The sequence below is a fragment of the Acinetobacter sp. 1207_04 genome, from assembly GCF_052850415.1.
Genome location: NZ_VXCQ01000012.1, coordinates 52,326 through 79,078 on the forward strand (window position 1 = coordinate 52,326; position 26,753 = coordinate 79,078).

Here is a 26,753-nt window from a genome sequence, read left to right on the forward strand (position 1 = left end):
GTAACTAAAATCTTTAAATCACATCAAAATTATTTACTTTGTGGCGTAATTAACTTTTCAATTAAGGCTTGATGACGAGCACTTTGTTGACTGAGTTTTAAGCGATTAGCATTAATGACTGATTCAAGATCATGTAATGCTTTATTAAAGTCATCATTGATGATGATGTAATCAAAATTGACATATTGCTGCATATCTTCAACAGCACAGCTCAAACGGTGCTCAATGACTTCAACAGTGTCTGTACCACGGTTTGACAAGCGTTGACGTAAATCAAATTGTGTTGGCGGTAAAATGAAAATCTGTTTAGATTCAGGAAAAAGTTTACGAACTTGCTGTGCGCCTTGCCAGTCAATTTCAAGTAGAACATCATGACCCTTTGTCAACTGTTCACGAACAGTTGCTTGTGCGGTACCATAATAGTTACCAAATACTTCTGCATATTCGATAAAACCACCTTGACCCACTTGATCTAAGAAATTTTCTTTTGAAGTAAAATGGTAATGAACACCGTCCAGTTCGCCAGGTCGTTGACCACGGGTCGTATGAGAAACAGAAACGTGTAAATTACTGACACGCTCAAGCAACGCTTTCACGAGAGATGTTTTGCCTGTTCCCGATGCCGCAGAAACGACAAACAATAGACCCGACATGATATTTTTCCTGATATGATAAAATATCTTCTCTATTTTAGAGTAGACGAACATCAAACAAAACAGTTTTTGTAAATTGTTTACATATAATTGATCAAGTTTTTCCAAAAAATGTTATGAACGCTGAGGACACTATGGAAATTGTATTGGCTAATCCACGAGGCTTCTGCGCAGGTGTAGACCGTGCAATTGCCATCGTCAATCGAGCTTTGGAGTGTTTTAATCCACCGATTTATGTTCGCCACGAGGTGGTACATAATAAGTTTGTGGTGGATGACTTACGTCAGCGTGGGGCAATTTTTGTCGAAGAGCTTGATGAAGTGCCTGATGATAATATTGTTATTTTTAGCGCACATGGTGTATCAAAAGCAGTACAGCAAGAGGCTGATCGCCGAGGCTTAAAAGTATTTGATGCGACCTGCCCATTGGTCACAAAAGTGCATATTGAAGTCACCAAATATGCTCGTGAAGGTACTGAAGCCATTCTTATTGGTCATGAAGGACATCCTGAAGTTGAAGGTACAATGGGGCAATATGATAAGAAAAAAGGCGGTGAAATTTATTTGGTTGAAGATGAGGATGATGTCGCTGCTTTAGCTGTTAAACATCCTGAAAAAGTTGCTTTTGTTACGCAAACGACATTGTCGATTGATGATACAGCTAAAGTAATTGATGCTTTGCGCCAAAAATTCCCATTGATTCAAGGGCCTCGTAAAGATGATATTTGCTATGCCACGCAGAATCGCCAAGATGCGGTACGTGATTTAGCAACTCAGTGTGATGTGGTACTTGTTGTTGGTTCACCAAACTCATCAAACTCAAATCGTCTACGGGAACTTGCCGAGCGTATGGGAAAACAGGCCCATCTTGTAGATAATGCCGATGAGTTGAAGCAAGAATGGTTTAACGAGACAAGTAAAATTGGGGTGACTGCTGGTGCATCTGCACCTGAGATTTTAATTAAGCAAGTCATTCAGCGTTTGCAAGATTGGGGAGCGACTTCACCACTAGAATTGAATGGTCGTGAAGAAAATATTACTTTTAGCTTGCCGAAAGAATTACGTATTCATGTGACGCAAGCTTAAATTTTTATTCTAAATTTTAAGCGGATAATTGTGATTATGCAGTTATCCGCTTTTTTATACCCTTTGTCATACATGTATTGGTTTTGTAAAAAAATAAGCTATGATTTGTAATAGGATAAAGTTTTGTTGTGGGGGCAAAATGAAAAAAAATAATGGGTTCACGCTGATTGAAATGATGGTCACGATTGCAATTTTTGCAATTATCGCTGCTATGGCTGCACCAGCATTTGGCAAAATGGTTACTCGTCAAAAATTAAATAGTAATACTCGGGCATTTGTCAGTGCTTTTAATTTAGCAAAGTCTCAAGCCGCGACTTTAAGAGCATCTGTAGCTGTTTGCCCAGATAAAACCCCCGCAGGTTTAGACTATACCCGTAAGAAATGTGCTGAAGATGCAATTCCAAATTATGCAAGTTTAACGGCGATTAATAAGATCAATGCTCAGGAAAACCGTGTGATTTTAGTTGCAGTTGATAAAAATGTGGAATTGAAGTCCGGCAGCACAACAAAAGTTGTTTTTAATGAAGTTGGTTCTAGCGGTTCTGAGCAGACAATGAGTCTGTGTGCAGGAAAAGAATTGCGAACATTAACGATTTTGGCATTAGGTAATGTCACACAGACAACAGGAACCTGTTAAATGATAATAATAAAACATCAAAAAGGTGTAGGCCTTATGGAAGTATTAGTAGCATTACTTTTACTTGCTATCGGTGTATTGGGTTATACGGTTTTACAACTAAGGGCTGTAGACGCATCTTCTGAAGCTTTATCTCGCTCTCAGGGAATGCTTATTTTAAGAGGTCTGGCTGAAAATATTCGTGCTAATCCAGCAGGGCAGGCAAGCTATCCAGCTACAGTGCGTAATTATACAACAAGCACAGTTGCCCCAACTGTTCCATCTGTAAATTGTTTTAATCCTACAACTGCTTGTACACCAGCAGAGATGGCAAATTATGATGCCTATAATGTTGCAAAGTCAGCATTTGATATAGGTATGACTGTAACTATGGCAGATTGTCCAGGTGTTTCGGTTGCACCAATTAAGCGCCAATGTTTATTTATTGGATGGGATGATACTACTTTTACAGCAACAGCTACGACTGCGGATGTGACGAGTTGTATGTCTAGTGCGGGTATTTATACACCATCTTCTAGATGCCTCATGATGGAGGTATATTAATGAATATTAATAATATGAAAAAAAATACTCAAAATGGTTTTACATTGCTTGAGTTAATGGTTGCACTCGCTTTAGGTTTAATTATTTCTGCTGCTGCAATTCAGTTGTTTATTGGCGGTTTTTTAACATCTAGGATGCAGGAGGCAAATGCTGAGTTGCAAAATAGTGGTGTTTTTGGCTTGGATTATATTGCTCGAGATATTCGACTTGCAAATTACGGTGTTACTCGTCCTGATTTAAATGATCAAACACCATGGGGTGGTATTGTTTTAACAGCAATTAATGCGACAGATACTTCAACAAACATTCCTTATCCAGCAGGAGCGCCATTTGTTTCGGTTGGTTTGTTAAGCCATAGTCTAGGAAGTGGTGAAGCCGTTAGCAATGTAAAAAATGAATGGCAAGGTTTGTCAAATGTAAATCTACCAAGTGACCAACTTACGATTCAATTTGTTGCACCAAATGCTATGGTAAATTGTGAGGGTTTGGATGTACAAGAGGGAGATTATGTTGTTCAGCGTTATTTTTTGCGCCGTGATCCTGCTGACGCGACAACAGGTACAAATTATGCTTTAGCATGTGATGCAAATACACCAACACCAATTGGAACAGCGGCTGTTGCTCAACCGACATCAATTACGGGTTTTGGTGGTGCAGGTCAAATTATTATGCCTCGAGTAGATCACTTCACGGTTCAATTAGGTGCTCGAAGTGCAAATAATAATTTAGGTTATTATACAATTAATGAGTATCGTAAAGTAGCAAAAGCAGCCCGTGCGAAAGCACCTGCAGAAGCAGCACCGAGAATAGTTTCTATAAAAATGGCAGTCTTGGTGAGATCGCTGGATGATACTAAAAATAAAAATATAGATTTAACAAAGCCTGTTTCGATGTTGAATCAAAATGTCACATTAACTGATGATAAAACTCAATATGCAAGAAGGGTGTATACAACATCTATTGCGATTCGTAATGGTATGGGGGTGCCTAGATGAATATAAACTCTAGATTAATGAGGCACTCTCAACGGGGTGCAACCATGATTGTCGTTTTGATTATGCTGGTATTGCTGACACTTGTTGGGATTATGGGCATACGAACAGCAATGACTTCTTTAAGTATCGCAACGAATAGTCAGGTAAGTCAGCTCGTTGCTCAAAGTAGTGATACGCCTAGTAATTATTTTTTAAATGGTTCTGATTATCAAAATCTAACAACTTTAACGACAGTTGTTGGGCAAGCAATTGCTTTACATAAAGACAGACCTGGGCGTGAAGTAGTTTTCTGTTATAGACCGACAGGAAAAGAAAGAATTGATAGTGCATTTGATACGACAGTTCTAATACCACCTGATAAAAGTGCGGATTCAGACACAAAAGCAACGATTGATTCGGTTTATACAGACAGGGCAGGTTTTTGTGATTTAACTAAAGATTTTGGTAGCTCACGTGAAGCTGTGGTGACACAAGTCTCGGTAAAAGTTGTTTCCGAACCAGGTGCTGTTATTGGGGCTGCTTTGGAGAGGGGATCTAATCAAGCTGTTGGAGCTACAGAAACTAAAGATAAAGTTGAGGCTACTGTTCGTGTTACTTCCACTGCAATTATGCCAAGTTTTGCGAGAGAAAGTATTTCAGATATTCAGCAAAAATGCATAGGTAATGGCAGTAATGTAGGATACATCAATGACAATCTTGGGGCAGATTTGACAGGTAAGATGACTGTAGCAGGTTGTCTATCTAGTTATGGAATTCCATTAAGTACACAGGTTCAGGAATTTGAACTTAGAACTCGTGATATTCAAACTGAAGCACCGATTTAAATTGGGAGAATGACAATGAAAAATCAAAAAAATAGGTTCATTCCTGAAATGAAGCACACACAATTGAGTCGGGGAATAACATTTGCTTCAGCTTTTATGGGGACAATGTTAATAACCTCTTCTGTTGTACAGGCAAGTGATTTACAGATTTATGCGAACCCAACAGCAGGTAAAAAAACAATTGTGATGATGTTGGATACATCAGGTTCAATGAGTCCTTCTCAGAATAACTATCGTGAAGATCGGATTCAAACTTTAAAAAATGGGATGAATACTTTTCTAAATAGTACGAACCCTATTTTAAATGATGTTCGAGTAGGTCTTGGACATTATTCGGTTGGTGGGAATGGTAAGTCAAGTCGAATATTGGTGGCTGCTGAACCACTCGGAGTGGCTGGTTCAGCACAACGTATTGCATTAAAAAATGCTATTGCAAGTTTATCAGCCTCTGGTGGTACACCAACAGCACATGCATATGCAGAAGCAGCAGCATATCTGATGGGGACAACAACTACAGGTACTGGAGAAATTGCCAAATATATTTATCGACAACAAGATCAAACAACGAATTATTATTCTTGTCCTACAGGCTATCCTTATTTTAGCTCTTCAAATGCTCGATGTTATGTACGATCAAATTTTTCAGGCGGTAATGTTAAAGCCACTTTAACGAAGACAGAAACCGTTACTAATTATTATTCATGCAGTAGTTATAATAATACCGATGTAAATAATGGAATTCAAAGTTGTGCAACTTGGGTAAAACTTACAAATAATCCTTCAGCAGATGAATTGGCTAAGTATGAAGTATTAGAAACATCTGAAGGTATTATCTACACTCAAGGTGAGATCCAAGTTACAGGAAATAATGCTGATAGTGGATTTAATAACTCTATAAGTGCTGTTAAAAATGGTGGGAATTATATCTCTCCATTACCAGCACAAGCAGATAGAGTAAGTTGTGATGGTCAGGGCGTATATGTTTTATCCGATGGTGCTGCAAATAACAGTACCACTGCTCGTTCTACAACTATAATGCGAACAGCTTTGGCTGATAAGGGGTCAGGCTTTAGTTGTACAGGAGGGCTTTCAGGTGGTGGAACAGGAAGTTCATGGGATTGTATGGGAGAATTCGCAAAAAAACTTTTTGATGCGAATAAAAATCCAACAGGAGTTTCTATCCAGACTGCATTTGTTGGGTTTGGTAGCGATATGAATAGCCTCACCCAGTCGTATGTGCAAAATGCATGTAGACTGAGTTCTAGAACGCAAGCAGATCGAAGTGGTGATGATGCTTGTTCACCAGGTAAGGGAGCTTATGCTGTTAATTCGCCTGGTTATGGTAATGGTGGTTTTTTTACAACTCAATCAGCATCGGGTGTTACGGATAGTGTAATTGCATTTATTAACAACTTAGGTAAAGCTCCTTTAGAACCATTAACTACAGGGGCAATTTCTGTTCCAGTAGATAATCTAAACCCTTCAGGGCTTCAGCCTTATGGTTATTTGCGTGGTTTAGAGCCTAATCCTCAAAGTAGTGAAGTTGTTTGGGCTGGAAATCTTAAAAAATATCAAGTTGTGCAAACAGGAAATAATGCGGGTGCATTTGCTGCTGCGGGAGGGTCTTTGGTTTATAACTCTCAAGGTGGATTTAATAGTGGCACCAAAGACTTGTGGAACAGTAACAGCGTATATAGTGGAAAAAGTTATAATGACGGCGGTATTGTTCGGTTAGGTGGTGCATATTCAAAAGTTCCAATGCCAATACTAGGGCAAGCTGAAAATTTAGCTTTAGTACCTCCGCAATATGCTTATACTGCTAATGCGAATGCAGTCCGTAATTTGTTTACAGATGTAAAAGTGGATGGAGGCAGTACATTAACATCCGCGACTAATGGTTCCTCATTACTGCAAGTTCCTGGAGGAACTGTTCCTGAAAGTAGTACTTCTAATTATGTATTATCACAGTTTAAAACTCAGACAACATTAAAAGATTTTCCTATTGCCACAAAGATCAAGCTACTCAACTATCTTGGTTATAGTGTTCCATATGATGAAACTGATGAAGATTTGGTTTTGCCTACTACATTAGAAGTGCCTAATTCTCCTCACCTTTCTATGGGCGGAAGTATTCATTCATTACCTGTACAATTAACTTATTCGGGAACATTAGATCAGGCAGGCAATTTAACAACAACACGTAGTCAATCTGTACTTTACGGTACAATGGATGGTGGTTTACATATTGCAGATAGTGCGACAGGTAAGGAGCAAATGGTCTTTGTACCATCTGAACTTTTACGTAATAGTGTTGCTTCAAAAGGCTTAGTTAGAGGGCAAACAGATACTAACTCTCCAGTGTCTGGTACAGATGGAATGTGGATCTCTGATTCAACGTATAAAACACAACGGGCTTCCTCTACAGGTGAAACAAGTACTGTTAAAGCGTTGAAAATGAATATTTATGGCGGTATGCGTATGGGAGGGGAGAGTTATTACGCACTGAATGTTCTAACGCCATCGAGCCCTAAATTACTATTTAGACTCGGAAAAGATGTTACCGGTTTTAATCGTATGGGCCAGTCTTGGTCTAAGCCAGTACTCGCAAATGTTCGTATTAAGGGTGAAAATAAGAGGGTAATGATTGTTGGTGGTGGTTATGATCAATGTTATGAAAACCCAAATTTTGCATTAAGTTCAGCAGTGTCTAATACGGATTACCCAGATACGGCATGTAATAATAAAGCTCAGGCGCAAGGTAACGCTGTATATATGGTTGATGCGGAAAAAGGTGATTTACTTTGGTCTGCGACATTTAGTAGCGCTACTGCAGACGGTGACAAACAATATTTGAAACATAGTATTGTGAGTCGTGTCAGTGCGATTGATCGCGATGCTGATGGTTTAATTGATAATATTTATTTTGGTGATTTGGGTGGGCAAGTATTCCGTGCTGATTTCGATAATAACCAAACGAAAACAGGGTCTACCTATAGTGCATTTGGGGTACGTGTAAAGCGTATAGCAAATCTTGCAAGCAATGATACAACGAATAACAGTGGGTGGGATTATACAGGAAGTAAAGCACCTCGTTTTTATGAGGCACCGACATTAACTATTCATGATGAGGGGGCTAATACTTTCCTTGTGGTTGGTGTGGCCTCTGGAAATAGAAGTACACCTTTGGATGTTGTACCAACAGTTGGACGAGAGAAACTTTTACCATCAACAGCTTTAAGTGGCAGACCTGTAAATAATGTCTATGGTTTAATTGACCGAGATTTTGTAAATATAAATTTAATGAAATCGAATGTGACTTTACTTACGAGTAGTCTAACCTTGGATAGCTTGCAGAAAAATCCTCAGAAGTTAACAGGGAAAATTGGAGATTATTTCTTTAAGGCAACAGGTGCTAAAAATGGTTGGTATAGATCTTTATCTAGTATGAGTGATGGAACTGAGCGTGGTGGAACAGCATTTCGAGTTGCTGGTGGTATGAAAGCTTATGAAGAACCCTTTGCAATTACTGGAAATTTAATAGTACCTGTATATGACCCTCAAGGTACAGGTGTGGCAGGTCAAGACCCTTGTAAGCCTCGGGTTGTAGGTGAGACAGATCGTCAATTATTCTGCTTACCATATGGAGCATGTCTGAAAACTGATGGCACAGTAGATGGTGGTGCTAGTGGAATGGAAAGTAAAACGGGTTTTCAAACTAAAAAGACAGATTGCCCTGATGGTGCTGCGGAATGTAATGCCAATGTAATAGGGACGGGTATTCGTGGGTTAGCTATGGCACCGATTACCAGTACAACTGGAGCGGCCTGCCCAGATAAAACATTAGCAGGAAATGAAAAAGGCACTGGAAAATGGACGTGCCAGCAAATTATCAACCCGACGAAATGGTATGATAAATGGATAAAATAATTTATAAATTGAGTCCATTGCTGAATTTGTCTTTGGTTGCTAGCAGAAATGCTAGTAACCAAGAGGCAAAGCAATCAGGCTTCACACTTATTGAGTTAATGGTTGTTATTGTGATTATTACGATTTTTGCAGTAATTGCCATACCATCGTATCAACAATATGCTCGTAAGGCTGATGCTTCGGCAGCTGAACAAGAAATTCAGAAAGTTGCTGAACAGCTTGAACGTTTCAAATCTAAAAACTTTACATATCGCTGTTTTGATCCAAAGTATATTTATGGTCAGATTGTAGATACCTCTGGCAGTAATAAATGTAAAAATAATGATCCCTTAACTGAAATTACTTTACCAACGGGTGCAACAGGTACAAATATTAAATATGTTATTACGATTATGGATCTGCAAGATACGAGTAAGAAATTAACAGATGATGGTGCTGTTGGGCGTAACTATGCAATTAAAGCATTGTCAAAAGAAGCAAATAATAAAAACTATACTTATTTATTAACGAGTTCAGGCTTACGTTGTAAAAATAAAACATCAGCAAATGTTTCTTATACAGATTGTGGCTCTGCAACAAATGGAATGGAGGGGTGGTAATGCACCAAAAAGGCTTTACATTTGTTGAAGTGATGATTGTGGTGGCAATTATTGGCATCCTCGCAGCAATTGCTTATCCATCTTATTTACAGTATGTAAAAAAGACAAAACGAGTTGATATGCAGACGGCTATGTTACAAATTTCTCGTAATTTAGCCAATTATAAAATGGCAAATAATAATTTTGCAGGATTAACCTTAGCTAATACAAAGGTATTTGGTGGGAATGTTTTTCCTACAACAGGTACAGTATTGTATGATTTAAAACTAACAGATATAGATGGAATTAATGCACTGAGTGCTACAGGGGCAAAAGTAAATACTTGGTTATTGGTCGCAACACCAAGAACAGCCGCTCAACAGTTTGAAGATGGGCATATTGTTATCAACTTTCGAGGAGAGCGTTGTTGGACTAAAGGGTCTGACAAAAATGCTGGTGTAGCTTGTGTACCTTCAGCATCGACAAATTGGGACGGACGCTAAACTTAAATTCAAAAATGTGGATAAACAAAAAATGATCTTTCCTTCGTGTGCAAGATGACGTAAAATATTGCCCTCTATGAAAGGGGTTTGAGCTGTGCCGATGGTCGGTACAAGGATAATCCGTAAAAACTATAAGGTTCTATCATGGTTGTTATTCGTCTTGCACGCGGTGGTGCTAAAAAACGTCCTTTCTATCAAATCATTGTGACTGATAGCCGCAATGCACGTGATGGTCGTTTCATCGAACGTATTGGTTTCTTCAACCCAACAGCACAAGGTAAAGCAGAAAAACTTCGTTTAGATGCTGATCGTCTTGCTCATTGGGTTGCTCAAGGTGCTCAACCGTCTGAACGTGTTGCTTCTTTAGCGGCTCAAGCTAAGAAAGCTGCAGCTGCTGCATAATTTTTGAAAATTAGGTAGTAGATTGCCCATGACACCAACACAGAATGTTCCCGAAGATCGTATTCAGATTGGACAGCTACGTTCAGCATATGGATTAAATGGGTGGCTCTGGGTCTATTCCAATACAGAACCTATGAGCAATATATTTGACTATCTGCCTTGGTACATTGAAACCAAAGCAGGTTGGCAAATTGTAGATGTAAAACGCTGGAAACCACATGGTAAAGGCTTAGTTGTTTCGCTTAAAGATGTGAGTGATCGCACTGCAGCAGACAATTTAGTTGGCGCAAATGTATGGATTTCAAAATCGCAACTGCCTCAAGCAGGCGTGGATGAGTATTATTGGACAGCATTGAAAGGCTTAATTGTATTAGGTTTAGATGATGCTGAACAAGAAGTTAATCTCGGTAAAATCCATGAAATGTTTGAAACAGGAGCCAATGACGTGATGGTGGTACACGCAACACCTGAAAGTGTCGATGGCGAAGAGCGAATGATTCCATGGCATAAAGATGTGGTACAGCGCGTTGATTTGGAAGCTGGTCGTATCTACGTAAATTGGGGCGTAGATTATTAATCCTCACAAGGGTTAACACAGCAGGAAAAGAGAGGAGTCTGCGATGTTTTTTGCAGTTATTACGCTTTTTCCTGAAATGTTTGAAGCGATTACAGCGTACGGTATTAGCGGGCGTGCAGCAAAAAATGAATTGATTCAAGTCCATTGTATCAATCCTCGTGAATTTGCTGAGGGCAACTACAAAAGAGTGGATGAACGTCCATTTGGTGGTGGTCCTGGTATGGTCATGATGGCAGAGCCTTTGGCGAAAGCGATCAAGCATGCCAAAATGCTTGCGCAGCAAGCGGGTGCGGTTCATGTTCCTGTGGTGTATATGTCACCGCAAGGGAAAACCTTACGTGAGTCAGCGGTACAACAGTTTGTTGAATATGATGGATTGATAGTACTGTGCGGGCGTTATGAAGGGGTCGATGAGCGTTTGATCCAAACTTATATTGATCAGGAATGGTCAATTGGAGATTATGTTTTATCTGGCGGTGAACTTCCTGCGATGGTTCTTTTAGATAGTGTTATTCGGAGACTTCCGGGTGCAATGTCTGATGAGCAATCACATGTGCAAGACTCATTTGTAGATGGTCTTTTAGATTGTCCACAATATACTAAGCCAGACCATTTTGAAGGTTTGGATGTGCCTGAGGTGTTAAAATCTGGGCATCATGCCAATATTGAAAAATGGCGGTTTTTGCAGCGTTATCAACGTACACTTGAACGTCGACCTGAACTGGTTGAACAAGTTGAGTTGACGAAGCAGCAAAAAAAATGGCTACAAAGCGAGAAGAAACAATAGTTTTTTCAAGCAAGTACTTAAACTTATTTAAGTATTCTTTAAATAGGCTCTCTATGCATTGAAGTGGTCAAGCATAAAGAGAAAGATAATCGGGTCTATGCGCTTTAGCCTCTATACCCCGTGGAGATCAGACCTCTTCTGACCCACACATTGGAGATACCCCATGAGCGGTAAGCATCCTTTAGTTCAAATTATTGAAAATGCACAATTAAAAACTGATATCCCTGCGTTTGCACCAGGTGATACAGTAATTGTTTCTGTTAAAGTTAAAGAGGGCGATCGTGAGCGTCTTCAGGCTTTCGAAGGCGTTGTAATCGCTAAGAAAAACCGTGGCTTAAACTCTGCATTTACAGTACGTAAAATTTCTAGCGGTGTTGGTGTTGAACGTGTTTTCCAAACACATTCTCCAATCGTTGCTAAAATCGAAGTGAAACGTCGTGGTGACGTTCGTCGTGCTAAGCTTTATTACCTACGCGAATTGTCTGGTAAAGCTGCACGTATTCGTGAAAAATTACCAGCTCGTAAAGTTAAAGCTTAATTTTAAGTTTTGTACGAGTGAAAAAAATGCGCCTTTAGGCGCATTTTTTATGGCTTATTCTGAGTTGCCAATTATAAGTCTTGTATTTTTAAGCCGTTTGCATGTTGACAATAAACTTGAACTAGGTCAGCAGAGAATAAACCAAGAATTCCAAGTAGTTGATTAAATTTGTTTAAGTGATTCCATTGTGTGTATCACGAATCACTTTATCAAATCGAGAAGAGCAACGACTAGCTACACCATCACCAGCAATAAGAGATGAAGCGATCATTCCATAATCTGTAGGGCTCTAGCATTGTATTAAATGAAGAATTGCCGATAAATGATTAATAATAAGTTCCATTTACTTGGCTTGTGCCTTCACTACAGCTCGTGCAGTGACTCCATTTAGAAATTTTTGATTAAATTAAAGTGATTTAGTCGTACCTAAGGCTTGTAATGCTACCTTTGCATCGTATGGGGAAATTTGTGGATCAAGATCCGAAGCAAAAGTAATAGCAGGTGCGACTAAATTATCAAAAACTGCACGAGCAGGTGCTTCTAAAATTCCACCAATCAGTACATCTTTGAGCATATCTGCGAATTTTACACCTTTATTAATAGAACCGATTGGTGTGACAGGTAGAACTTTGTCGGGGATTATTTTAGAAAATAACGAATGGATTGCCCGCCATGGCTATATGGCTATGACCAATTAAGTTGACTTCTGCTTTTTTAATAATGGCTAAAATTTATTCAAATTGTTACAGTGTTTGTTCTCCACGAATTTCAGTAGAGTTCATAGTTGAAACACGAGTTACCCAAGTATCAGAGTCATTACGCGCTAGATCGGGTAAAAACGGTAAAAATAGTCAATACCAACTACACTAACGAAACTGAATAATCCGTGGGCAAAAATAATAAGGTATTGCATCTTTGAATAAGTGTTAAAAGTTGAGGTCGATGCTTTTACATTTTCAGTTAAGTCTTTAATATCTGTTTTAATGAGTTTTTTTGAAATAATAGATAAAATGGATGCATAGTGTGATTTATTTTACTTATATTTTATGGTAACTGTGTCATATTGAATTAATGGTTTTATTTATAATATTTAAACTTATTGTTTAGTTATATTTGGATGGTTTTGTTAATGATTTTACAATACTGCTTCTATGGCATAGAGCAGTATTGTAATAGTAATTGAAAAAAAATTATAAACCTTCAAGTTTTAAACGGTTGGCTTGTTGACGATATAAAGAGACAGGATCTTGTCCAAATAGTGCCTTTAGACCTAAAATTTGATTGACCTCATCTAAATGGGTTTGATTATAGTCGTCACGAATGACTTGTCCGAAATGTGTATTACAGCGGTTGACCAATCCATCGTTGTCTTTATTCTTATAAGATAAAGGCGCAAGGATGGAAATGGCATTGTCTACGACATCCAATAGATTGGTGGCTTGAGATGTGCCTGTCCATGAGTAATGATAGATACCATTTGAAGTCACTTTTTGTCCATTTCCACAATCTTTAGGAATGGCTGCACTTGGATATTTTGCATTAAATTCGGTAGCGCCTTTTTCACTAATACTTTGTAGTGAATGCTCTAAGCTATTTGGTAAAGATGGATTACCTTCAAGTAGTGTGATGACAGGCGCAAGAATATATTGCCCCACAATAGTAATGGCACTATTGGCAAACTTATTGGCTAAAAGATCATCTGCAACTTTTGAGCCTTTGATCGTACCAGCAACAGAAGTCAATGATGCGACTTTTTCAGGCGCAACAATTTCAATATAACGGATGGTTGGTCCGCCGTGACTGTGTCCAATCAAATTCACTTTTGTTGAACCTGTCAGTGCTATGACTTCATCGACCTGCTGTAAAAGTTGCTCACCACGAAGCTCTGTGGTTTCGAGAGGCGATACTTGTGTAGCGAAAACATTTGCACCATTACGTGCAAGATCAGGTAAGACTTGGTAAAAATAATCTACGCCTAGAGAGGATGTTCCTAAGCGTGTAAAACCAAACATACCGTGGTTAAACACAATAGGGTATTTGGTTTTTGCATAATTGGAACTGACATAATTGGCAGTGACTTTTTGTAGTCCAGATGCAGATGCAGTCATGGTGCTTAGACCAAGGATTAGAGCAATACCGAGGGCATTCATTTTAAATTTCATTTCAATTACTCTTTTTATTTGCGTTTTAATTTTTGGGAAAAGTAACCTAACAGAATGTGTGTTTCTGTCAGGCGAAGTTAGGAATTAAAGCCCTTGTAATTTCAGGCGATTTGCATGTTGACGATACATATCAACAGGGTCAGGAGAGAGTAGTCCTCTTAATCCAAACATCATGTTGGCAAGATCCGTATGATTAAGCGCATAATTATCACGAATGACTTTACCAAAATGAGTGCTACAACGTGCAACCATGCCGTCATTGTCATTGTTACCGTATGCCAATGGACCAAGTTGCATCAAAATGGTGTCTATATCCAAGAGGTTAGTCGTTTGTTTTGTACCACCCCATGAGTAGTAATAAATACCTTTCTCACTCGTTGCACCGCTTTTATTACAGTCTGTAGCCAGTGCAGCTGTTGGGTGTTTAAAATTAAATGCTGCTGAACCTGTTTCAGTCAGTGATTTCATTGACCCATCAAAATCAATTGGGGTGTCGGGATTAGCCTCTGCCCATGCGATTAGAGGACCAACAATATATTGCCCCAGAATATTCATAAAAGTTTTGAGACCAGAATTATTCTGAATGACATCGGCAACTTTTGAACCACGGAATGTTCCACCCACGCCTGTTGCTGATGCAACAAACTGTGGTTTAACCGTAGCGACATATTGTACAGTTGGACCACCATGGCTATGACCAATCAGGTTGACTTTATCTTTGCCCGTAAGAGCAATGACTTCTTCAACCTGAGCAATGAGTTGTTCACCACGAACAGCGGTTGTATTTGTTGGTGATAATTGTGCGGCAAATACAGTTGAGCCATTGCGAGCCATGTCGGGTAAAATTTGATACCAATAATCAATATTAAAGCTATCGTTCCCTATTCGTGACCAACCCAACCACCCGTGAACCATGACGATTGGATATTTGGTTTGTGCATAGTTAGATTTTGCAGTTTGTTTAATTTGCAAAAGCCCCTGTGACGCTTGAGTTTGGCTGCCAATTCCTAGGCATAATGCACTACATAAACTCAACGCTAAAATATTTTTTGTTTTACGTTTTTTCATGAGATTCCCTATTTGAAAAAATAAATTTAGATGCTAATTAGCAAATGGCAAATTTCCTCCTTGGTCATAGATAGTTTCAAAAGTTTGCAATCTGATTTGTTCTTGTTGATTCGAAAATTGTTGTAATTTTAATTGGTTAACAGCACTTTGTTTGGCTGAATCACTCATATTACTTTTCATGATGTTGTCACGTTCAGCTAAGTATTGTGTGACTTTGCCTTTCCAATCATTACGTTGCACATCTAATGTTTCAAGGCGTTGAGTAGCTTCGGGGCCGACTAAATTAGTACGCATCTGGCGTAATTCATCTGCAGAACCACCACGTGCCTTAATCTCTGCAGTTAGCTTACGAAGATCTTCAAGTTGATTAAGCTGTTTTAAATTTTCTTTCCAATCTTCAGGTAATTTTTCAAATAATGCTTGAAGTTTATTGGCTTTTTCTATTGCCGATAATGTTTTATCTTCAAGGATTTGCATACGATCAACTGTATATTGATCATAAGTATCTTGCGTACCAAATAATCCTTGAATTTCATAATCTGAAAAGAATTTTTTTCTTAAATTTTGGGTGTTATTCACAATCTGTTGATAATATTTTGCAGATTCTTTATCGGCAGTTGGTACTTGAAGATTACCCAATTGTTCGCGGTACTGCATATAGCGTGTCCACAAATCACTAAGTTGTGACATGACAGGATCTTTATAGCTTTCTTTGGTATAGGTGAGAAAATCTGCCTTAATCTGCTCAATGGTTTTTTCGCCGTATTGAGTAATGAAATACTCAAAACAGTCTTTAGTTTGTTCATTCACAATCAAACGATTAGATGCATCTGTACGAATTTGGCAATTGATTTGCGTGTCTTTCTGACTATTACTCACGAGTGAGTGTGCTGAATTGGCATCCATTGCTGATGTTGCTTCAGTGCTCGTGGCATTATCTTGTGTGGAGGTCGATGTTGCTGTAGGTATATCCTGAGTTACATCGGGTCTAAGCCAAAAAAATAGACTTAAAGATAGAATACAAATAATAGCTGCAATAAGCCCTGTAATTTTTTTCTGATGTTGTTGCATAGTGTTTAAAATCCTATTTCAACTTTTATTTTTAGTTGAAAAAGAATGGTCTATTCTTCAATTTTTGCAAAGTTGAAAATTGTAAAAATAGATCGAAGGAATTTGTTAGAATGCATAAACATTTTCCTTTTTGTTCAAAATATGTCAGCGAAATCTCAAAAAAATCATCGTCGCCATCTGAGTGGCGTTTTTTTATTAAATAAGCCATTGGGTGTAAGCTCTAATGCGGCATTGCAAAAGGTTCGCTGGCTATATAATGCGCAAAAAGCAGGACATACGGGTGCGCTTGATCCATTGGCATCGGGTTTATTGCCAATTTGCTTGGGTGAAGCAACCAAGTTTTCGCACTATTTACTCGACTCGAATAAGCGTTACTTGACCACGATACAACTTGGACATAGCACAACAACAGGTGATGTCGAAGGTGACGTGCTCCATGAACAGGCTGTGCCTGAGCTGACGCGAGAAAAAATCGAAGCAGTATTGGCAAAATTTACAGGTGACATTTTACAGATTCCACCCATGTATTCGGCACTTAAAAAAGATGGTCGTCCATTGTATGAACTTGCACGTAAGGGCATTGAAATTGATCGTCCTGCACGTCCAATTCATATCCTAGCAATACAATTGATAGAGTTTACTCAAAATAGTATTACGCTTGATGTAACGTGTTCGAAAGGAACATACATCCGTGTTTTGGGTGAAGATATTGCGAAAGCATTAGGAACTCAAGGGCATTTGACCTATTTGCACCGCATTCAAACAGGTCATTTTGAGCTGATTCCAACATATACCATTGAATATTTAGAAAGTTTGACGCATGCGGAACGAGATGCCTTGTTACTTCAGCCTTACGCACCAGTCGATCATTTTCTAAAGATTCAAGCACCAGAAGGTCGTGCTGAATTTTTCAGTCGTGGTATGGAAAGCAATATTGATCATCCTGCAGAAGCTGAAGTCTTAGTCTTTGATGGTGAAAAATGTTTAGGATTAGCTGAAATTAGTGATAAAAAACGTCTAATACCAAAGCGAGTGCTTAATCTCTAAGAAAAAGTATTTGTTTTAATGACAATATTGTTATTATTTCTCACATTGTGAAAACCGAAGAGTAATTTGTATGGAATTTGATCTGATACTCAGTCTGATCTTTTTTGCCTTTTGTGCAGGTGCAATTGATGCGGCAGTTGGTGGTGGTGGACTGATTCAAATTCCTGCCTTAATGGGTGCTTTACCACATTATGCGACAGCGACTGTTTTTGGTACGAATAAACTGGCCTCTATTTGTGGGACAGCCTCTGCAGCATGGTCTTATCTGCGAAAAGTTAAACTACAATGGAAATTATTGGCTGTAATTGCTGTAACAGCATGTATTAGTTCCTTTGGAGGGGCAGCATGTGTGGCATTAATTCCACAGTCATTTTTAAGACCCTTTGTGTTATTTATGCTGATCGTGATTGCGATCTATACCTTTACTAAAAAGCAATTTGGTCAAGTACATATTCAGCAAGAAGTGACCAATAAAATTTTACTACTGGCAGGTCTAGGTGGTTTACTCATTGGTTTTTATGATGGAATATTTGGCCCAGGAACGGGTAGTTTCTTTATTTTCTATTTTATCCGCTATTTAAAAGTCGATTTTTTACATGCATCAGCATTGTCTAAAATTGGAAATTTTATGACTAACTTTGCAGCACTGAGTTTCTTTATCCCAACAGGGCATGTGTTATTTCAATTGGGGCTAATGATGGCTGTGGCGAATGTTGCAGGTTCATTGCTTGGTGTGAAAATGGCATTGAAATACGGTAGTGGTTTTATTCGTGTTCTATTTTTAATTTTAGTCAGTATTTTGATTTGTCGCTTGGGTTATCAAATGATAACGCAGTAGAGTATTTATTTTTTTAGACAGCATAGCATTTTAAATAAAAGCCGTTATTGAAAATGATCAATAACGGCTTTTTAGTGATTACTTAAAATAGCATTGTTTTTGTAGTCTTTAACTTGAAGTAGATGTTTCTATATTAGAAGAACGAGCTGCATTAAAAGTAACACCCACAGATGCTGCGGTAATGCAGACTAAGGCAATGATTTGCCAAAGATTTAAATGTTCATTTAATAAAACTAATCCTGCCAATGCACCCAAAGCAGGTGACAAACTTGACAGTGTTCCATAACTCAATTTACTTAAATGCTTGAGTGCCATCAGATCAAGTGCGTAGGGAATAGCTGTTGCCAATAACGCAATAGCTAGGGCCTGAGGCCAATATTGAAACTGAAAAAGGGCAGTTGGATTGTGAATGGCGCTGATCGGTAACATAACCAATGCTGATAATACAATCGCAATACTGAGTGCATGCATACCAATATTTTGACGAACAACACGTTGTCCAAAATAAATATAACAAGCCCAGAAAAAACCAGCACTTATTGCAAAAGTAGCCCCTAACCATGAAAAATTTGGACTTTGGGTGTCTTGCCAAGGCACCATCAATGAAACACCAACAATCGCCAATGCAACCCAAAGATAATCGGATTTTTGTTTAATTGAAAGTAATGCAAGCGTTAAAGGTCCTAAGAACTCTAGACCCACGGCAATGCCTTGTGGCAACTTTCCAAGTGATGCGTAAAAGAGGGCATTCATTAGGCAGACTGAGCCACTATAAAATAACAAATCTGACCATCTTAAATAGGGAAGGCGCTTAATGATTTTCCATGAACGGAACATTAAAATAACTAAAATAGAGGCAAAACATAGTCGCAAGGTCACAACGGTGAGTGGATCAAGTACTTCAAAAAGTTGCTTGGCAAATGATGCACTGATTTGATACGCGACCATGGATAGCACCATGTAGATCACGGCTTTTAACTGTGTATTTTGCATATATGAATACTGAGAAAATGCTCGAGAAATTTTATCATTAATAGATCAATGTATAACTATTTTTTAAATATATGAATATTCATGTAATATTTTGGTAAAAAATTAAAACTCAGGTACTATGATATTAACTGACAATTAAATTTACAAATTCAGGGCAAAATATGTCTGAAATAACATTATATACAATAAATTCTGGTAAAAAGCAGCCAACTTTAGCATGCTCAGAACATCTAATTGAATCCAATTATCTTCAGGCTATGGCATTACTGCAGCAACAAGAAAACGCTATGTCTGATGCTGAAAAGACTGTATTGGTAGCGCAAGCAGCTGAATCTGGTCATGCCAATGCACAATATATGTATGCGCAGTTTTTGAGATATGGAACGGGTGTTGAAAAAAATTTAGAACAGAGTCTATTTTGGCTTAAGCATGCTGCAGATCAACAATATGAAGATGCTCAGTTTGAATTGGCAATGTTACTGCCTTTAGATGATGAGCAACATTTAATATTACTGGATGCTGCAGCACAACAGGGAAATGTTCAGGCTATGCTATGTATGGCGATACATGAACAGCGTCAGTCAAATATGCCGAAAGCATTATATTGGCTCAATTTGGCTAAAGATCAGCAGATTCCTCATGCATATTATTTGCTTGCACAGTTGTACCGTCATGGGCACGGTGTAGCTCAATGTTCTGTGCAAACTGTAGACTTTCTCACTCAAGCGGCTGATCTGGGTCATGTCGATGCTTATTTTGAATTATTTCAAGCATATAAGGACGGTAATGGGGTTAGAAAAGATAAACAAGTGGCATTGAAGTATTTACAGCTTGCTCGGGATCATCAGCATATTGAAGCAGCTTCAATTGAGTTTAAAATTTCCTGATTGAAATGGGTAAAATTTAAAATCCCGTTCTCATTGATGCGGGATTTTGTATATATTTAATTTATTTAAAGCCTTAGCTTGATTATCATAAAGAACGCATCTCATAGTTTTTTGATAAATATGAGAGCCTATTTATTTTTTCTTGCCAACTGTGTTGTATAAGTACAGCCAACTGAAGCGCTAATAATGGTTGCCAATGCTAACCACTGTGTCCACAGTAATTGCTCGCCTAAAAATATAAAACCAGATAAAGCGGCAATCGCAGGTTCAATACTCATGAGTGTACCAAAACTCAAAGCACTCAAATTACGTAAAGCAATCATTTCCAAAGAAAAGGGTAATGCACTGGCTAAAATCGCTAAAGCAATGAAATAAATAAAATTAGAAGGCTCAAACACGGCACTCGGCATCCCCATAAATAATGCAATTGGCATTAGACAGAGCATACCTACAAACATACCTAAACAGACGGTATGATTACCCGAAATGCCTGTAGGCTTTTGACCTGCAACAATATATAACGCCCAACATGCACCTGCACCTAATGCAAGGGCAATCCCAATCGGGTCTAAACTATGAGATTGTTCAAAAGGAAATAGCAGTGCTAATCCTAAAATGGCAAGTCCAACCCAAACAAAATCAAACTTTTGCCGTGCATGATAAAGTGCAACACTGAGTGGGCCAATAAATTCAAATGAAACAGCAATGCCTAAGGGTAAACGATCAATAGATAAATAAAATAACGCATTCATACCAGCTAAAGCTAAGCCATAACTGATAATGGCTTTCCATTTCACTTGTTTAAAATTGAGTTGCCAGATTTTAAAAATCAATGCGAGGATGAGTGAGCCAAGCAGTAAGCGCAAGGCTGAAACAGTTAGAATTGGGAATTGCTCAAACAGAACTTTGGCAAGAGAGCCACTGCTTTGCATACTGATCATGGCGATCAGTAACAAAAACAAGGCTTGAACATGAGGTGTATTTTTTAAATTTGGCATGCAGACAATATACTAAATTTGTTTCGATAAATCGAAGAGCGGAAGCTGCCAAAGTTAAGTTTTTTCAATAAAAAAACCACAGACCGAAGCCTGTGGTTTTTAAACAAAATTAAATTAGAACAATACACGTACACGGATTGTACCTTCAACTTCGTGAAGTGTATCAAGCGCTTCTTGAGATGCAGTTGCATCTACATCCATCACAAGATAACCAACATCACCTTTAGTCATTAAAGACTGACCAGAAATATTAATACCGTGTTCTGCGAATAAGTTATTAATTTTAGACAATACGCCTGGTACGTTTTTATGAATATGAAGTAAACGATGTTTACCTTCAGTCAATGGCAACGCAATTTCTGGGAAGTTTACAGCAGATAAAGTCATGCCTTTGTCTGAGTAAGCAACAAATTTTTCAGCAACTTCAAGACCAATGTTCGCTTGCGCTTCCATAGTCGAACCACCAACGTGCGGTGTTAAAATCACGTTTGGAATATTACGAAGTGCAGAAACAAATTCTTCACCATTTGCTTTAGGCTCTTTCGGGAATACGTCAACCGCAGCACCTGCAATGTGACCCGATTTAAGCGCATCAGCAAGATCTTCAATCACAACACATGTACCACGTGCAGCATTGATGAAGATTGAACCAGGTTTCATTTGTGCAAACTGAGTTTTACCCATGAAGTTACGTGTAGACGGAACATCTGGAACATGAATAGATACAACATCAGCAGTTGCAAGCAATTCATTCATAGAGCCAACTTGACGTGCATTACCAAGTGGTAGTTTCGTCACAGCATCATAATAAATAACATGCATACCCAAACCTTCAGCTAAAACTGAAAGTTGAGAACCGATAGAACCGTAACCTACGATACCTAAAACTTTACCACGAGTTTCAAATGAACCCACTGCAGATTTGTTCCAACCGCCTGCATGTGTATCTGTAGATTTTTCAGGTACACGGCGAAGAAGAAGAATTGCTTCAGCAAGTACAAGTTCAGCTACTGAACGTGTATTTGAGTAAGGTGCGTTGAATACAGGAATACCACGTTCCATAGCTGCATTTAGATTGACTTGGTTCGTACCAATACAGAAGCAACCGACAGCAATCAATTTATTGGCTGCTTGGAAAACTTCTTCAGTCAATTGAGTACGTGAACGAATACCAATAAAGTGAGCATCTTTAACCGCTTCTTTCAACGCTTCACCTTCAAGCGCAGTTTTACGGGAATCGATGTTGGTATAACCAGCAGCATTTAGCGTGTCGATAGCATTCTGATGAACGCCCTCTAACAACAAGAAACGAATTTTATCTTTAGGTAGAGAAAGATGTTGGCTCATTACGGCTCCGCTACAAAGGCCAAATTTAGTGGCGATATAATAGCATAGGACATCACAGATAATCATTTTCTTTAATGATCTTGTTTTCATCATTTTTGTGAAAAATATGTCAAAACTTGTCGCGTAGGTTTTACCTAAATGCGTAATTTCAAAGGTGTCATTTAGAAAACATGATTTTCTGCGGGTTTTGTGAAAAATGGCTTATAATATTGTTCTGTGAATATTGGTGATAAATATATTGCCGATTAAAGCTTCACATGTTCTTGATGTACTCTTGTATTTGATACAAGGCGTATACACCTGAAAATACTTGTTCTACTTCTTGCAAGGTCTGAAAACGATGAATGCTCCAGTCGCTTTAACCCCTGAGTTATTGACCCAATTGACAGAAATTGTCGGTGAAAGCCGTATTAAAACCGATGCGGATAGTCTACAAAACTGGGGGCGTGACCACACCAAGCACTTTGACCCAAATCCATCTGTTATCGTTTTCCCATCGAGCACTGAACAAGTGCAGTTGATTGTGAAACTAGCCAATCAATGGGGTGTTGCGATTACACCATCAGGTGGTCGTACTGGTTTATCGGCAGGTGCGGTTGCAGCTGATGGCGAGATCGTGATTAGCTTTGACAAGATGAACCAAATTTTAGAGTTTTATCCTGCAGATCGCATGGTTCGAGTACAAGCAGGTGTTGTGACTGAACAATTGCAAAACTATGCCGAAGAAAAAGGCATGTATTATCCTGTAGATTTTGCATCTTCTGGTTCATCACAAATTGGCGGTAACATTGGTACCAATGCAGGCGGTATTAAAGTTATTAAGTATGGTATGACACGTAACTGGGTGTTGGGCTTGACTGTTGTAACAGGCAAAGGTGATGTACTACGTTTAAATAAAGGTATGATCAAGAATGCAACGGGTTATGCGCTTCAACATTTATTTATTGGTGGTGAAGGTACTTTAGGTTTAGTGACTGAAGCTGAAATTAAACTTGAACGTGCACCACATGATTTACAAGTGATGGTACTCGGTGTACCTGATTTTGATGCGATCATGCCTGTACTTCATGCATTCCAAAATAAAATTGATTTAACTGCATTTGAGTTCTTTGGTGAATTGGCAATGCAGAAAGTTTTGGATAATGGTCATGTACAGCGTCCATTTGAAACAGCTTGTCCATTTTATGTATTGCTTGAATTTGAAGCGCCATTTGAACCGATTATGGATGCAGCAATGGAAATCTTCGAGCATTGTATGGAGCAAGGTTGGGTGCTTGATGGTGTGATGAGCCAAAGCCTCGATCAAGTGCACAGCTTATGGCGTTTACGTGAAGATATTTCAGAGTCAATTGCACCATTTACACCCTATAAAAATGATATTTCAGTATTAATCACACATGTTCCTGCGTTCATTAAAGAAATTGATGCAATTGTAGAATCAAACTATCCTGATTTTGAAATTTGTTGGTTCGGTCATATTGGTGATGGTAATTTACATTTAAATATTTTAAAACCTGCCGATTTGTCTAAAGATGAGTTCTTTGCAAAATGTCAGGTTGTGAATAAATATGTGTTTGAAACTGTGAAAAAATATGATGGTTCAATTTCTGCGGAACATGGTGTAGGGATGACGAAAAAACCATATTTGGACTACACACGTTCTGAAGAAGAAATTGGTTATATGAAGGCTTTGAAACAAGTTTTTGATCCAAACGGCATTATGAATCCAGGTAAATTATTCGACCTTTAATGATTGAATAAATGGAATAAAACGCTCTTTTTAGAGCGTTTTTTATTGTCCCAAAAAAGCATTCTAAAGTTGAATAATCGTGATAGATCTATCAAGTTTTTTAGATAAATTGATTTTAGAAACATAGTTTCTACAGTATAAATTGCAAAGCTATTGCATCATAAGTAAAGCCTTTCTTTTTTAGGAAAAACAATAATGAACAAGTTAATTTGTCTTTCTCTCTTAAGTACTTTAGTTTTTACAGGTTGCGCGACAACGCAAAAATTGGTCAGTCAAGTGAGTGGAGGTAGTGACACACCTATCGCTCAAGTGCTAAATGAGCGTTCGGACTTACGTAAAAATTTGTCGACTGTAGAGTTACGTCAATATTTCAATCAGGTGGAAAATCCGACAGTTGCCGAAGTTAAACTGACTGAAACAGGTTTAATGGATGATTCGGTAAAGTCAATTCGTAGTATTTATCGCTTTAAGAATGTCGATGGCCAGTGGCAACGGATTGATAAGACACAAGAGTATCAATGCTTACGTGGTAAAAATACCAAGACGTTCCAAACAGCAAAATGCCCTTAATAAATATTTGATTTTTGGTTGAAGTTAAAAGCGAAACCGCATAAATCGTAGCTAGATTTAAGCAGTTTTTTTAACGACTGCTTTTTCATACTGTTCAGGGAAGTGATATTTTAGAACGAATTAAATTTCCATTAGTAAATTGAGTGGCGAATAATCATGAACATTCAGCAAAAAATCCAAAATTTGTTCCAAAATAGAGACGAACATCCATTGTTTTATATCGAAAGTGGTAGTCGTTTATGGGGGATGGCAAGCCCAGACAGTGATTATGATGTACGAGGTTTTCATTTACCGTCAAAAGCACAGTATTACGACTATCGCCAGCATCGTGATTTGATCGAAATCATGGATGGTGATTTTGATTTTGTATCTTTTGATTTGAATAAAATGTTTGGGCTTTTAGCGAAAAGTAACCCAACTGTTTTGGAGTGGGTACGAGCGCATATTATCTACTTCAATCAATTTCCTGAATGGGATAAATTTAAAGATAGATTACTTGAGGAAGTAGATTATAAGGCTTTGTATTATCATTATTTATCTCTAGCAAAGGGTGGAATGAATGTGATGCAAGTAGCGGACAATTTCACTTATAAGAAAGTATTTTATTCCATTCGTGGTTTGATGTCAGCAGAGTTGGCTACACAGCAGATTATGCCTGAGTTATTGATTACTGAACTATTTGAGCAGATCGATGCCAATGATCCATTACTTCATTGGGCAGAAGACTATTTAGAAATCAAAAAACAGCAAAAAGAAAAAGCTCAAGTACCTGAAGCTGAACAGATTCAAATCTTAAAACTTTTGAATGCTAAAATTGAAATATTGTGCTCACGTAAAATAGAGCAAACCAATGATATTGAAAAGTTAAAGAACTATTTGACAGAGTATAGCTTTAATTTAAAGCAACATTTTTATGGTTAATCATGTTGGGATATTTGGATAATGTAATATAAAAAACATATCCAAAATATGTTCTTTGAACAATGCAATGGAACTAGCATTTGCATCGGGCTATAGTGAATAAAGAATGCTTTGATTAATCTACGTATAGAACTTAAATGATGTGTAAAAAATGAAAACACTCGCATTCATCCATTCCAATGATTCACGAACCGCAGTCGGTGATTTTTCCCCTGTTGTTTCCGTTTTTTCCCATTACGAATTGGGAAATACCATTTCGCCATTTCTACTCCTTGACCATTTAGGGCCAGGCGTACTACAACCTACACGGTTACGCAAAGGTGTGAGTGAACATCCACACCGAGGCTTTGAAACAGTGACTATTGTTTTTAAAGGAGAAATTGAACATAGAGACTCATCGGGTGGAGGTGGTCTTATTGGTGCGGGCGATGTGCAATGGATGACGGCTGCATCAGGCATATTGCACGAAGAAGTGTTTAGTCCCGAATTTTCTAAAACAGGAGGAACATTTGAAATGCTCCAATTGTGGGTGAATTTGCCAGCGAAAGATAAATTGAACCCTGCACGTTACCAAAGCCTACGTGAAAATCAGATTCCGAAAATAACATTGAATCAGGGTGCAGGTTATATTCGTGTGATTGCTGGTGAATATTTGCAACATCAAGGACCTGCAGAAACACACACTCCGATGCATGTTTTTGACGTCTTTGTTCCTGCGGGAAAAACGCTGACTTTGCCTGCACAAGAGGGGAGTACGACATTATTCTATATGCGTTCAGGGCGAGTACACATATTAGATGCTGATGAGCACCTTGAATCGCAAGACATGGCTGTTATGTCCAATAAAGGCAGTGATGTTGAATTCACAACAATACAAGACAGCCATTTTCTTTATTTATCGGGACAACCTTTAAATGAACCCATTTATGGTAAAGGCTATTTTGTGATGAATAATTATTCTGAAATCTTACAAGCCTATGAAGACTTAAAAAATGGTCATTTTTTGAATCCACAAAGCAGTGAATAAACCGATTATTCTAAGTTTCTGATCA

General features: G+C 38.3%; 28 protein-coding genes. 20 read left to right on the forward strand and 8 right to left on the reverse strand.

The window, feature by feature from the left end; genetic code table 11:
- Nucleotides 1–29: 29 nt before the first annotated feature.
- Entirely contained in the window at nt 30–653 is a 624-nt protein-coding gene (gene gmk / locus FW754_RS11855) for a guanylate kinase (protein ID WP_419347691.1), read from the reverse strand.
- 134 nt (nt 654–787) lie between these two features.
- Here gmk and ispH point away from each other — a divergent pair, with 134 nt between their 5' ends.
- The 12 genes from ispH to rplS all read left to right on the forward strand — a co-directional run bounded on the left by ispH (nt 788) and on the right by rplS (nt 12,049).
- Nucleotides 788–1,738 carry a 4-hydroxy-3-methylbut-2-enyl diphosphate reductase gene (gene ispH, locus FW754_RS11860; protein ID WP_409511957.1) on the forward strand — a complete coding sequence of 317 codons (951 nt, stop codon included), beginning with the start codon at nt 788–790 and terminating at the stop codon, nt 1,736–1,738.
- Nucleotides 1,739–1,877: 139 nt separating this feature from the next.
- Complete coding sequence (locus tag FW754_RS11865) at nt 1,878–2,375, forward strand: GspH/FimT family pseudopilin (protein ID WP_409511958.1); 498 nt, start codon at nt 1,878–1,880, stop codon at nt 2,373–2,375.
- Nucleotides 2,376–2,918 carry a type IV pilus modification protein PilV gene (gene pilV / locus FW754_RS11870; RefSeq protein ID WP_419347697.1) on the forward strand — a complete coding sequence of 181 codons (543 nt, stop codon included), beginning with the start codon at nt 2,376–2,378 and terminating at the stop codon, nt 2,916–2,918.
- Nucleotides 2,918–3,913: a PilW family protein gene (locus FW754_RS11875; protein WP_419347699.1), complete on the forward strand. Its 996-nt coding sequence runs from the start codon at nt 2,918–2,920 to the stop codon at nt 3,911–3,913. Before pilV ends, FW754_RS11875 begins: the two co-directional genes overlap by 1 nt.
- 44 nt (nt 3,914–3,957) lie before the next feature.
- Entirely contained in the window at nt 3,958–4,737 is a 780-nt protein-coding gene (locus FW754_RS11880; protein ID WP_446324750.1) for a pilus assembly PilX family protein, read from the forward strand.
- 15 nt (nt 4,738–4,752) lie between these two features.
- Nucleotides 4,753–8,664 (forward strand): pilus assembly protein PilY, encoded by a 3,912-nt coding sequence (locus FW754_RS11885; protein ID WP_446324751.1) that lies wholly within the window; start codon nt 4,753–4,755, stop codon nt 8,662–8,664.
- A complete protein-coding gene (locus FW754_RS11890; RefSeq protein WP_419347708.1) occupies nt 8,652–9,263 on the forward strand; it encodes a type IV pilin protein in 612 nt (203 codons plus the stop codon). The genes FW754_RS11885 and FW754_RS11890 overlap by 13 nt, the downstream gene beginning before the upstream one ends.
- Nucleotides 9,263–9,745 (forward strand): type IV pilin protein, encoded by a 483-nt coding sequence (locus FW754_RS11895; RefSeq protein WP_409511964.1) that lies wholly within the window; start codon nt 9,263–9,265, stop codon nt 9,743–9,745. Before FW754_RS11890 ends, FW754_RS11895 begins: the two co-directional genes overlap by 1 nt.
- A gap of 144 nt (nt 9,746–9,889) precedes the next feature.
- Nucleotides 9,890–10,147, forward strand: coding sequence for a 30S ribosomal protein S16 (rpsP, locus tag FW754_RS11900; RefSeq protein ID WP_409511965.1), 258 nt, complete (start codon nt 9,890–9,892; stop codon nt 10,145–10,147).
- A 28-nt stretch (nt 10,148–10,175) separates the two neighbouring features.
- Complete coding sequence (gene rimM, locus FW754_RS11905) at nt 10,176–10,724, forward strand: ribosome maturation factor RimM (protein ID WP_446324752.1); 549 nt, start codon at nt 10,176–10,178, stop codon at nt 10,722–10,724.
- A gap of 43 nt (nt 10,725–10,767) precedes the next feature.
- On the forward strand, nt 10,768–11,511 hold the full coding sequence (trmD, locus tag FW754_RS11910; RefSeq protein WP_446324753.1) for a tRNA (guanosine(37)-N1)-methyltransferase TrmD: 744 nt from the start codon (nt 10,768–10,770) through the stop codon (nt 11,509–11,511).
- 163 nt (nt 11,512–11,674) lie between these two features.
- Nucleotides 11,675–12,049 carry a 50S ribosomal protein L19 gene (gene rplS / locus FW754_RS11915; RefSeq protein ID WP_409511968.1) on the forward strand — a complete coding sequence of 125 codons (375 nt, stop codon included), beginning with the start codon at nt 11,675–11,677 and terminating at the stop codon, nt 12,047–12,049.
- Nucleotides 12,050–12,455: 406 nt separating this feature from the next.
- On the opposite strand, the gene FW754_RS11920 is transcribed toward rplS, so the two are convergent.
- Complete coding sequence (locus tag FW754_RS11920) at nt 12,456–12,623, reverse strand: hypothetical protein (RefSeq protein WP_446324754.1); 168 nt, start codon at nt 12,621–12,623, stop codon at nt 12,456–12,458.
- Here FW754_RS11920 and FW754_RS11925 point away from each other — a divergent pair.
- Complete coding sequence (locus FW754_RS11925) at nt 12,616–12,747, forward strand: hypothetical protein (protein ID WP_446324755.1); 132 nt, start codon at nt 12,616–12,618, stop codon at nt 12,745–12,747. The genes FW754_RS11920 and FW754_RS11925 overlap by 8 nt on opposite strands.
- Nucleotides 12,748–13,239: 492 nt before the next feature.
- Here the strand turns inward: FW754_RS11925 and FW754_RS11930 are convergent, their stop codons facing one another.
- The 3 genes from FW754_RS11930 to FW754_RS11940 all read right to left on the reverse strand — a co-directional run bounded on the left by FW754_RS11930 (nt 13,240) and on the right by FW754_RS11940 (nt 16,350).
- Nucleotides 13,240–14,211 (reverse strand): esterase/lipase family protein, encoded by a 972-nt coding sequence (locus tag FW754_RS11930; RefSeq protein WP_446324756.1) that lies wholly within the window; start codon nt 14,209–14,211, stop codon nt 13,240–13,242.
- 84 nt (nt 14,212–14,295) lie between these two features.
- Complete coding sequence (locus tag FW754_RS11935; protein ID WP_446324757.1) at nt 14,296–15,279, reverse strand: esterase/lipase family protein; 984 nt, start codon at nt 15,277–15,279, stop codon at nt 14,296–14,298.
- A 33-nt stretch (nt 15,280–15,312) separates the two neighbouring features.
- Complete coding sequence (locus FW754_RS11940) at nt 15,313–16,350, reverse strand: lipase secretion chaperone (RefSeq protein WP_446324758.1); 1,038 nt, start codon at nt 16,348–16,350, stop codon at nt 15,313–15,315.
- Nucleotides 16,351–16,491: 141 nt separating this feature from the next.
- Between FW754_RS11940 and truB the strand changes: the two genes are divergently transcribed.
- Nucleotides 16,492–17,397 (forward strand): tRNA pseudouridine(55) synthase TruB, encoded by a 906-nt coding sequence (gene truB, locus FW754_RS11945; protein WP_446324759.1) that lies wholly within the window; start codon nt 16,492–16,494, stop codon nt 17,395–17,397.
- Nucleotides 17,398–17,461: 64 nt separating this feature from the next.
- The gene (locus FW754_RS11950; RefSeq protein ID WP_409512008.1) at nt 17,462–18,235 is read left to right on the forward strand and encodes a sulfite exporter TauE/SafE family protein; all 774 of its coding nucleotides are present in this window, start codon (nt 17,462–17,464) and stop codon (nt 18,233–18,235) included.
- Between the two features lie 108 nt (nt 18,236–18,343).
- Here FW754_RS11950 and FW754_RS11955 read toward each other — a convergent pair whose 3' ends face one another.
- The gene (locus tag FW754_RS11955) at nt 18,344–19,228 is read right to left on the reverse strand and encodes an EamA family transporter (RefSeq protein ID WP_409511974.1); all 885 of its coding nucleotides are present in this window, start codon (nt 19,226–19,228) and stop codon (nt 18,344–18,346) included.
- Between the two features lie 161 nt (nt 19,229–19,389).
- Between FW754_RS11955 and FW754_RS11960 the strand changes: the two genes are divergently transcribed.
- A complete protein-coding gene (locus FW754_RS11960; RefSeq protein WP_446324760.1) occupies nt 19,390–20,115 on the forward strand; it encodes a tetratricopeptide repeat protein in 726 nt (241 codons plus the stop codon).
- A 128-nt stretch (nt 20,116–20,243) separates the two neighbouring features.
- Here FW754_RS11960 and FW754_RS11965 read toward each other — a convergent pair whose 3' ends face one another.
- The gene (locus FW754_RS11965) at nt 20,244–21,113 is read right to left on the reverse strand and encodes an EamA family transporter (RefSeq protein WP_446324761.1); all 870 of its coding nucleotides are present in this window, start codon (nt 21,111–21,113) and stop codon (nt 20,244–20,246) included.
- A gap of 114 nt (nt 21,114–21,227) precedes the next feature.
- Entirely contained in the window at nt 21,228–22,460 is a 1,233-nt protein-coding gene (gene serA / locus FW754_RS11970) for a phosphoglycerate dehydrogenase (RefSeq protein ID WP_409511977.1), read from the reverse strand.
- Between the two features lie 340 nt (nt 22,461–22,800).
- Between serA and FW754_RS11975 the strand changes: the two genes are divergently transcribed.
- From FW754_RS11975 to FW754_RS11990, 4 genes are all read left to right on the forward strand, one after another.
- A complete protein-coding gene (locus tag FW754_RS11975; protein WP_419347732.1) occupies nt 22,801–24,210 on the forward strand; it encodes an FAD-binding oxidoreductase in 1,410 nt (469 codons plus the stop codon).
- Nucleotides 24,211–24,405: 195 nt separating this feature from the next.
- The gene (locus FW754_RS11980) at nt 24,406–24,780 is read left to right on the forward strand and encodes a hypothetical protein (RefSeq protein WP_446324762.1); all 375 of its coding nucleotides are present in this window, start codon (nt 24,406–24,408) and stop codon (nt 24,778–24,780) included.
- Nucleotides 24,781–24,936: 156 nt separating this feature from the next.
- Complete coding sequence (locus tag FW754_RS11985) at nt 24,937–25,701, forward strand: nucleotidyltransferase domain-containing protein (RefSeq protein WP_446324763.1); 765 nt, start codon at nt 24,937–24,939, stop codon at nt 25,699–25,701.
- A 151-nt stretch (nt 25,702–25,852) separates the two neighbouring features.
- Nucleotides 25,853–26,728 carry a pirin family protein gene (locus FW754_RS11990; protein WP_446324764.1) on the forward strand — a complete coding sequence of 292 codons (876 nt, stop codon included), beginning with the start codon at nt 25,853–25,855 and terminating at the stop codon, nt 26,726–26,728.
- The last annotated feature ends 25 nt before the right edge of the window (nt 26,729–26,753 follow it).

Excerpts from the sequence above, each read along its gene's own strand:
- gmk (WP_419347691.1), bottom strand. The coding sequence starts at position 653 with ATGTCGGGTCTATTGTTTGTCGTTTCTGCGGCATCGGGAACAGGCAAA.
- ispH (WP_409511957.1), top strand. The coding sequence starts at position 788 with ATGGAAATTGTATTGGCTAATCCACGAGGCTTCTGCGCAGGTGTAGAC.
- FW754_RS11865 (WP_409511958.1), top strand. The coding sequence starts at position 1,878 with ATGAAAAAAAATAATGGGTTCACGCTGATTGAAATGATGGTCACGATT.
- pilV (WP_419347697.1), top strand. The coding sequence starts at position 2,376 with ATGATAATAATAAAACATCAAAAAGGTGTAGGCCTTATGGAAGTATTA.
- FW754_RS11875 (WP_419347699.1), top strand. The coding sequence starts at position 2,918 with ATGAATATTAATAATATGAAAAAAAATACTCAAAATGGTTTTACATTG.
- FW754_RS11880 (WP_446324750.1), top strand. The coding sequence starts at position 3,958 with ATGATTGTCGTTTTGATTATGCTGGTATTGCTGACACTTGTTGGGATT.
- FW754_RS11885 (WP_446324751.1), top strand. The coding sequence starts at position 4,753 with ATGAAAAATCAAAAAAATAGGTTCATTCCTGAAATGAAGCACACACAA.
- FW754_RS11890 (WP_419347708.1), top strand. The coding sequence starts at position 8,652 with ATGGATAAAATAATTTATAAATTGAGTCCATTGCTGAATTTGTCTTTG.
- FW754_RS11895 (WP_409511964.1), top strand. The coding sequence starts at position 9,263 with ATGCACCAAAAAGGCTTTACATTTGTTGAAGTGATGATTGTGGTGGCA.
- rpsP (WP_409511965.1), top strand. The coding sequence starts at position 9,890 with ATGGTTGTTATTCGTCTTGCACGCGGTGGTGCTAAAAAACGTCCTTTC.
- rimM (WP_446324752.1), top strand. The coding sequence starts at position 10,176 with ATGACACCAACACAGAATGTTCCCGAAGATCGTATTCAGATTGGACAG.
- trmD (WP_446324753.1), top strand. The coding sequence starts at position 10,768 with ATGTTTTTTGCAGTTATTACGCTTTTTCCTGAAATGTTTGAAGCGATT.
- rplS (WP_409511968.1), top strand. The coding sequence starts at position 11,675 with ATGAGCGGTAAGCATCCTTTAGTTCAAATTATTGAAAATGCACAATTA.
- FW754_RS11920 (WP_446324754.1), bottom strand. The coding sequence starts at position 12,623 with ATGCTCAAAGATGTACTGATTGGTGGAATTTTAGAAGCACCTGCTCGT.
- FW754_RS11930 (WP_446324756.1), bottom strand. The coding sequence starts at position 14,211 with ATGAAATTTAAAATGAATGCCCTCGGTATTGCTCTAATCCTTGGTCTA.
- FW754_RS11935 (WP_446324757.1), bottom strand. The coding sequence starts at position 15,279 with ATGAAAAAACGTAAAACAAAAAATATTTTAGCGTTGAGTTTATGTAGT.
- FW754_RS11940 (WP_446324758.1), bottom strand. The coding sequence starts at position 16,350 with ATGCAACAACATCAGAAAAAAATTACAGGGCTTATTGCAGCTATTATT.
- truB (WP_446324759.1), top strand. The coding sequence starts at position 16,492 with ATGTCAGCGAAATCTCAAAAAAATCATCGTCGCCATCTGAGTGGCGTT.
- FW754_RS11955 (WP_409511974.1), bottom strand. The coding sequence starts at position 19,228 with ATGCAAAATACACAGTTAAAAGCCGTGATCTACATGGTGCTATCCATG.
- FW754_RS11960 (WP_446324760.1), top strand. The coding sequence starts at position 19,390 with ATGTCTGAAATAACATTATATACAATAAATTCTGGTAAAAAGCAGCCA.
- FW754_RS11965 (WP_446324761.1), bottom strand. The coding sequence starts at position 21,113 with ATGCCAAATTTAAAAAATACACCTCATGTTCAAGCCTTGTTTTTGTTA.
- serA (WP_409511977.1), bottom strand. The coding sequence starts at position 22,460 with ATGAGCCAACATCTTTCTCTACCTAAAGATAAAATTCGTTTCTTGTTG.
- FW754_RS11975 (WP_419347732.1), top strand. The coding sequence starts at position 22,801 with ATGAATGCTCCAGTCGCTTTAACCCCTGAGTTATTGACCCAATTGACA.
- FW754_RS11980 (WP_446324762.1), top strand. The coding sequence starts at position 24,406 with ATGAACAAGTTAATTTGTCTTTCTCTCTTAAGTACTTTAGTTTTTACA.
- FW754_RS11985 (WP_446324763.1), top strand. The coding sequence starts at position 24,937 with ATGAACATTCAGCAAAAAATCCAAAATTTGTTCCAAAATAGAGACGAA.
- FW754_RS11990 (WP_446324764.1), top strand. The coding sequence starts at position 25,853 with ATGAAAACACTCGCATTCATCCATTCCAATGATTCACGAACCGCAGTC.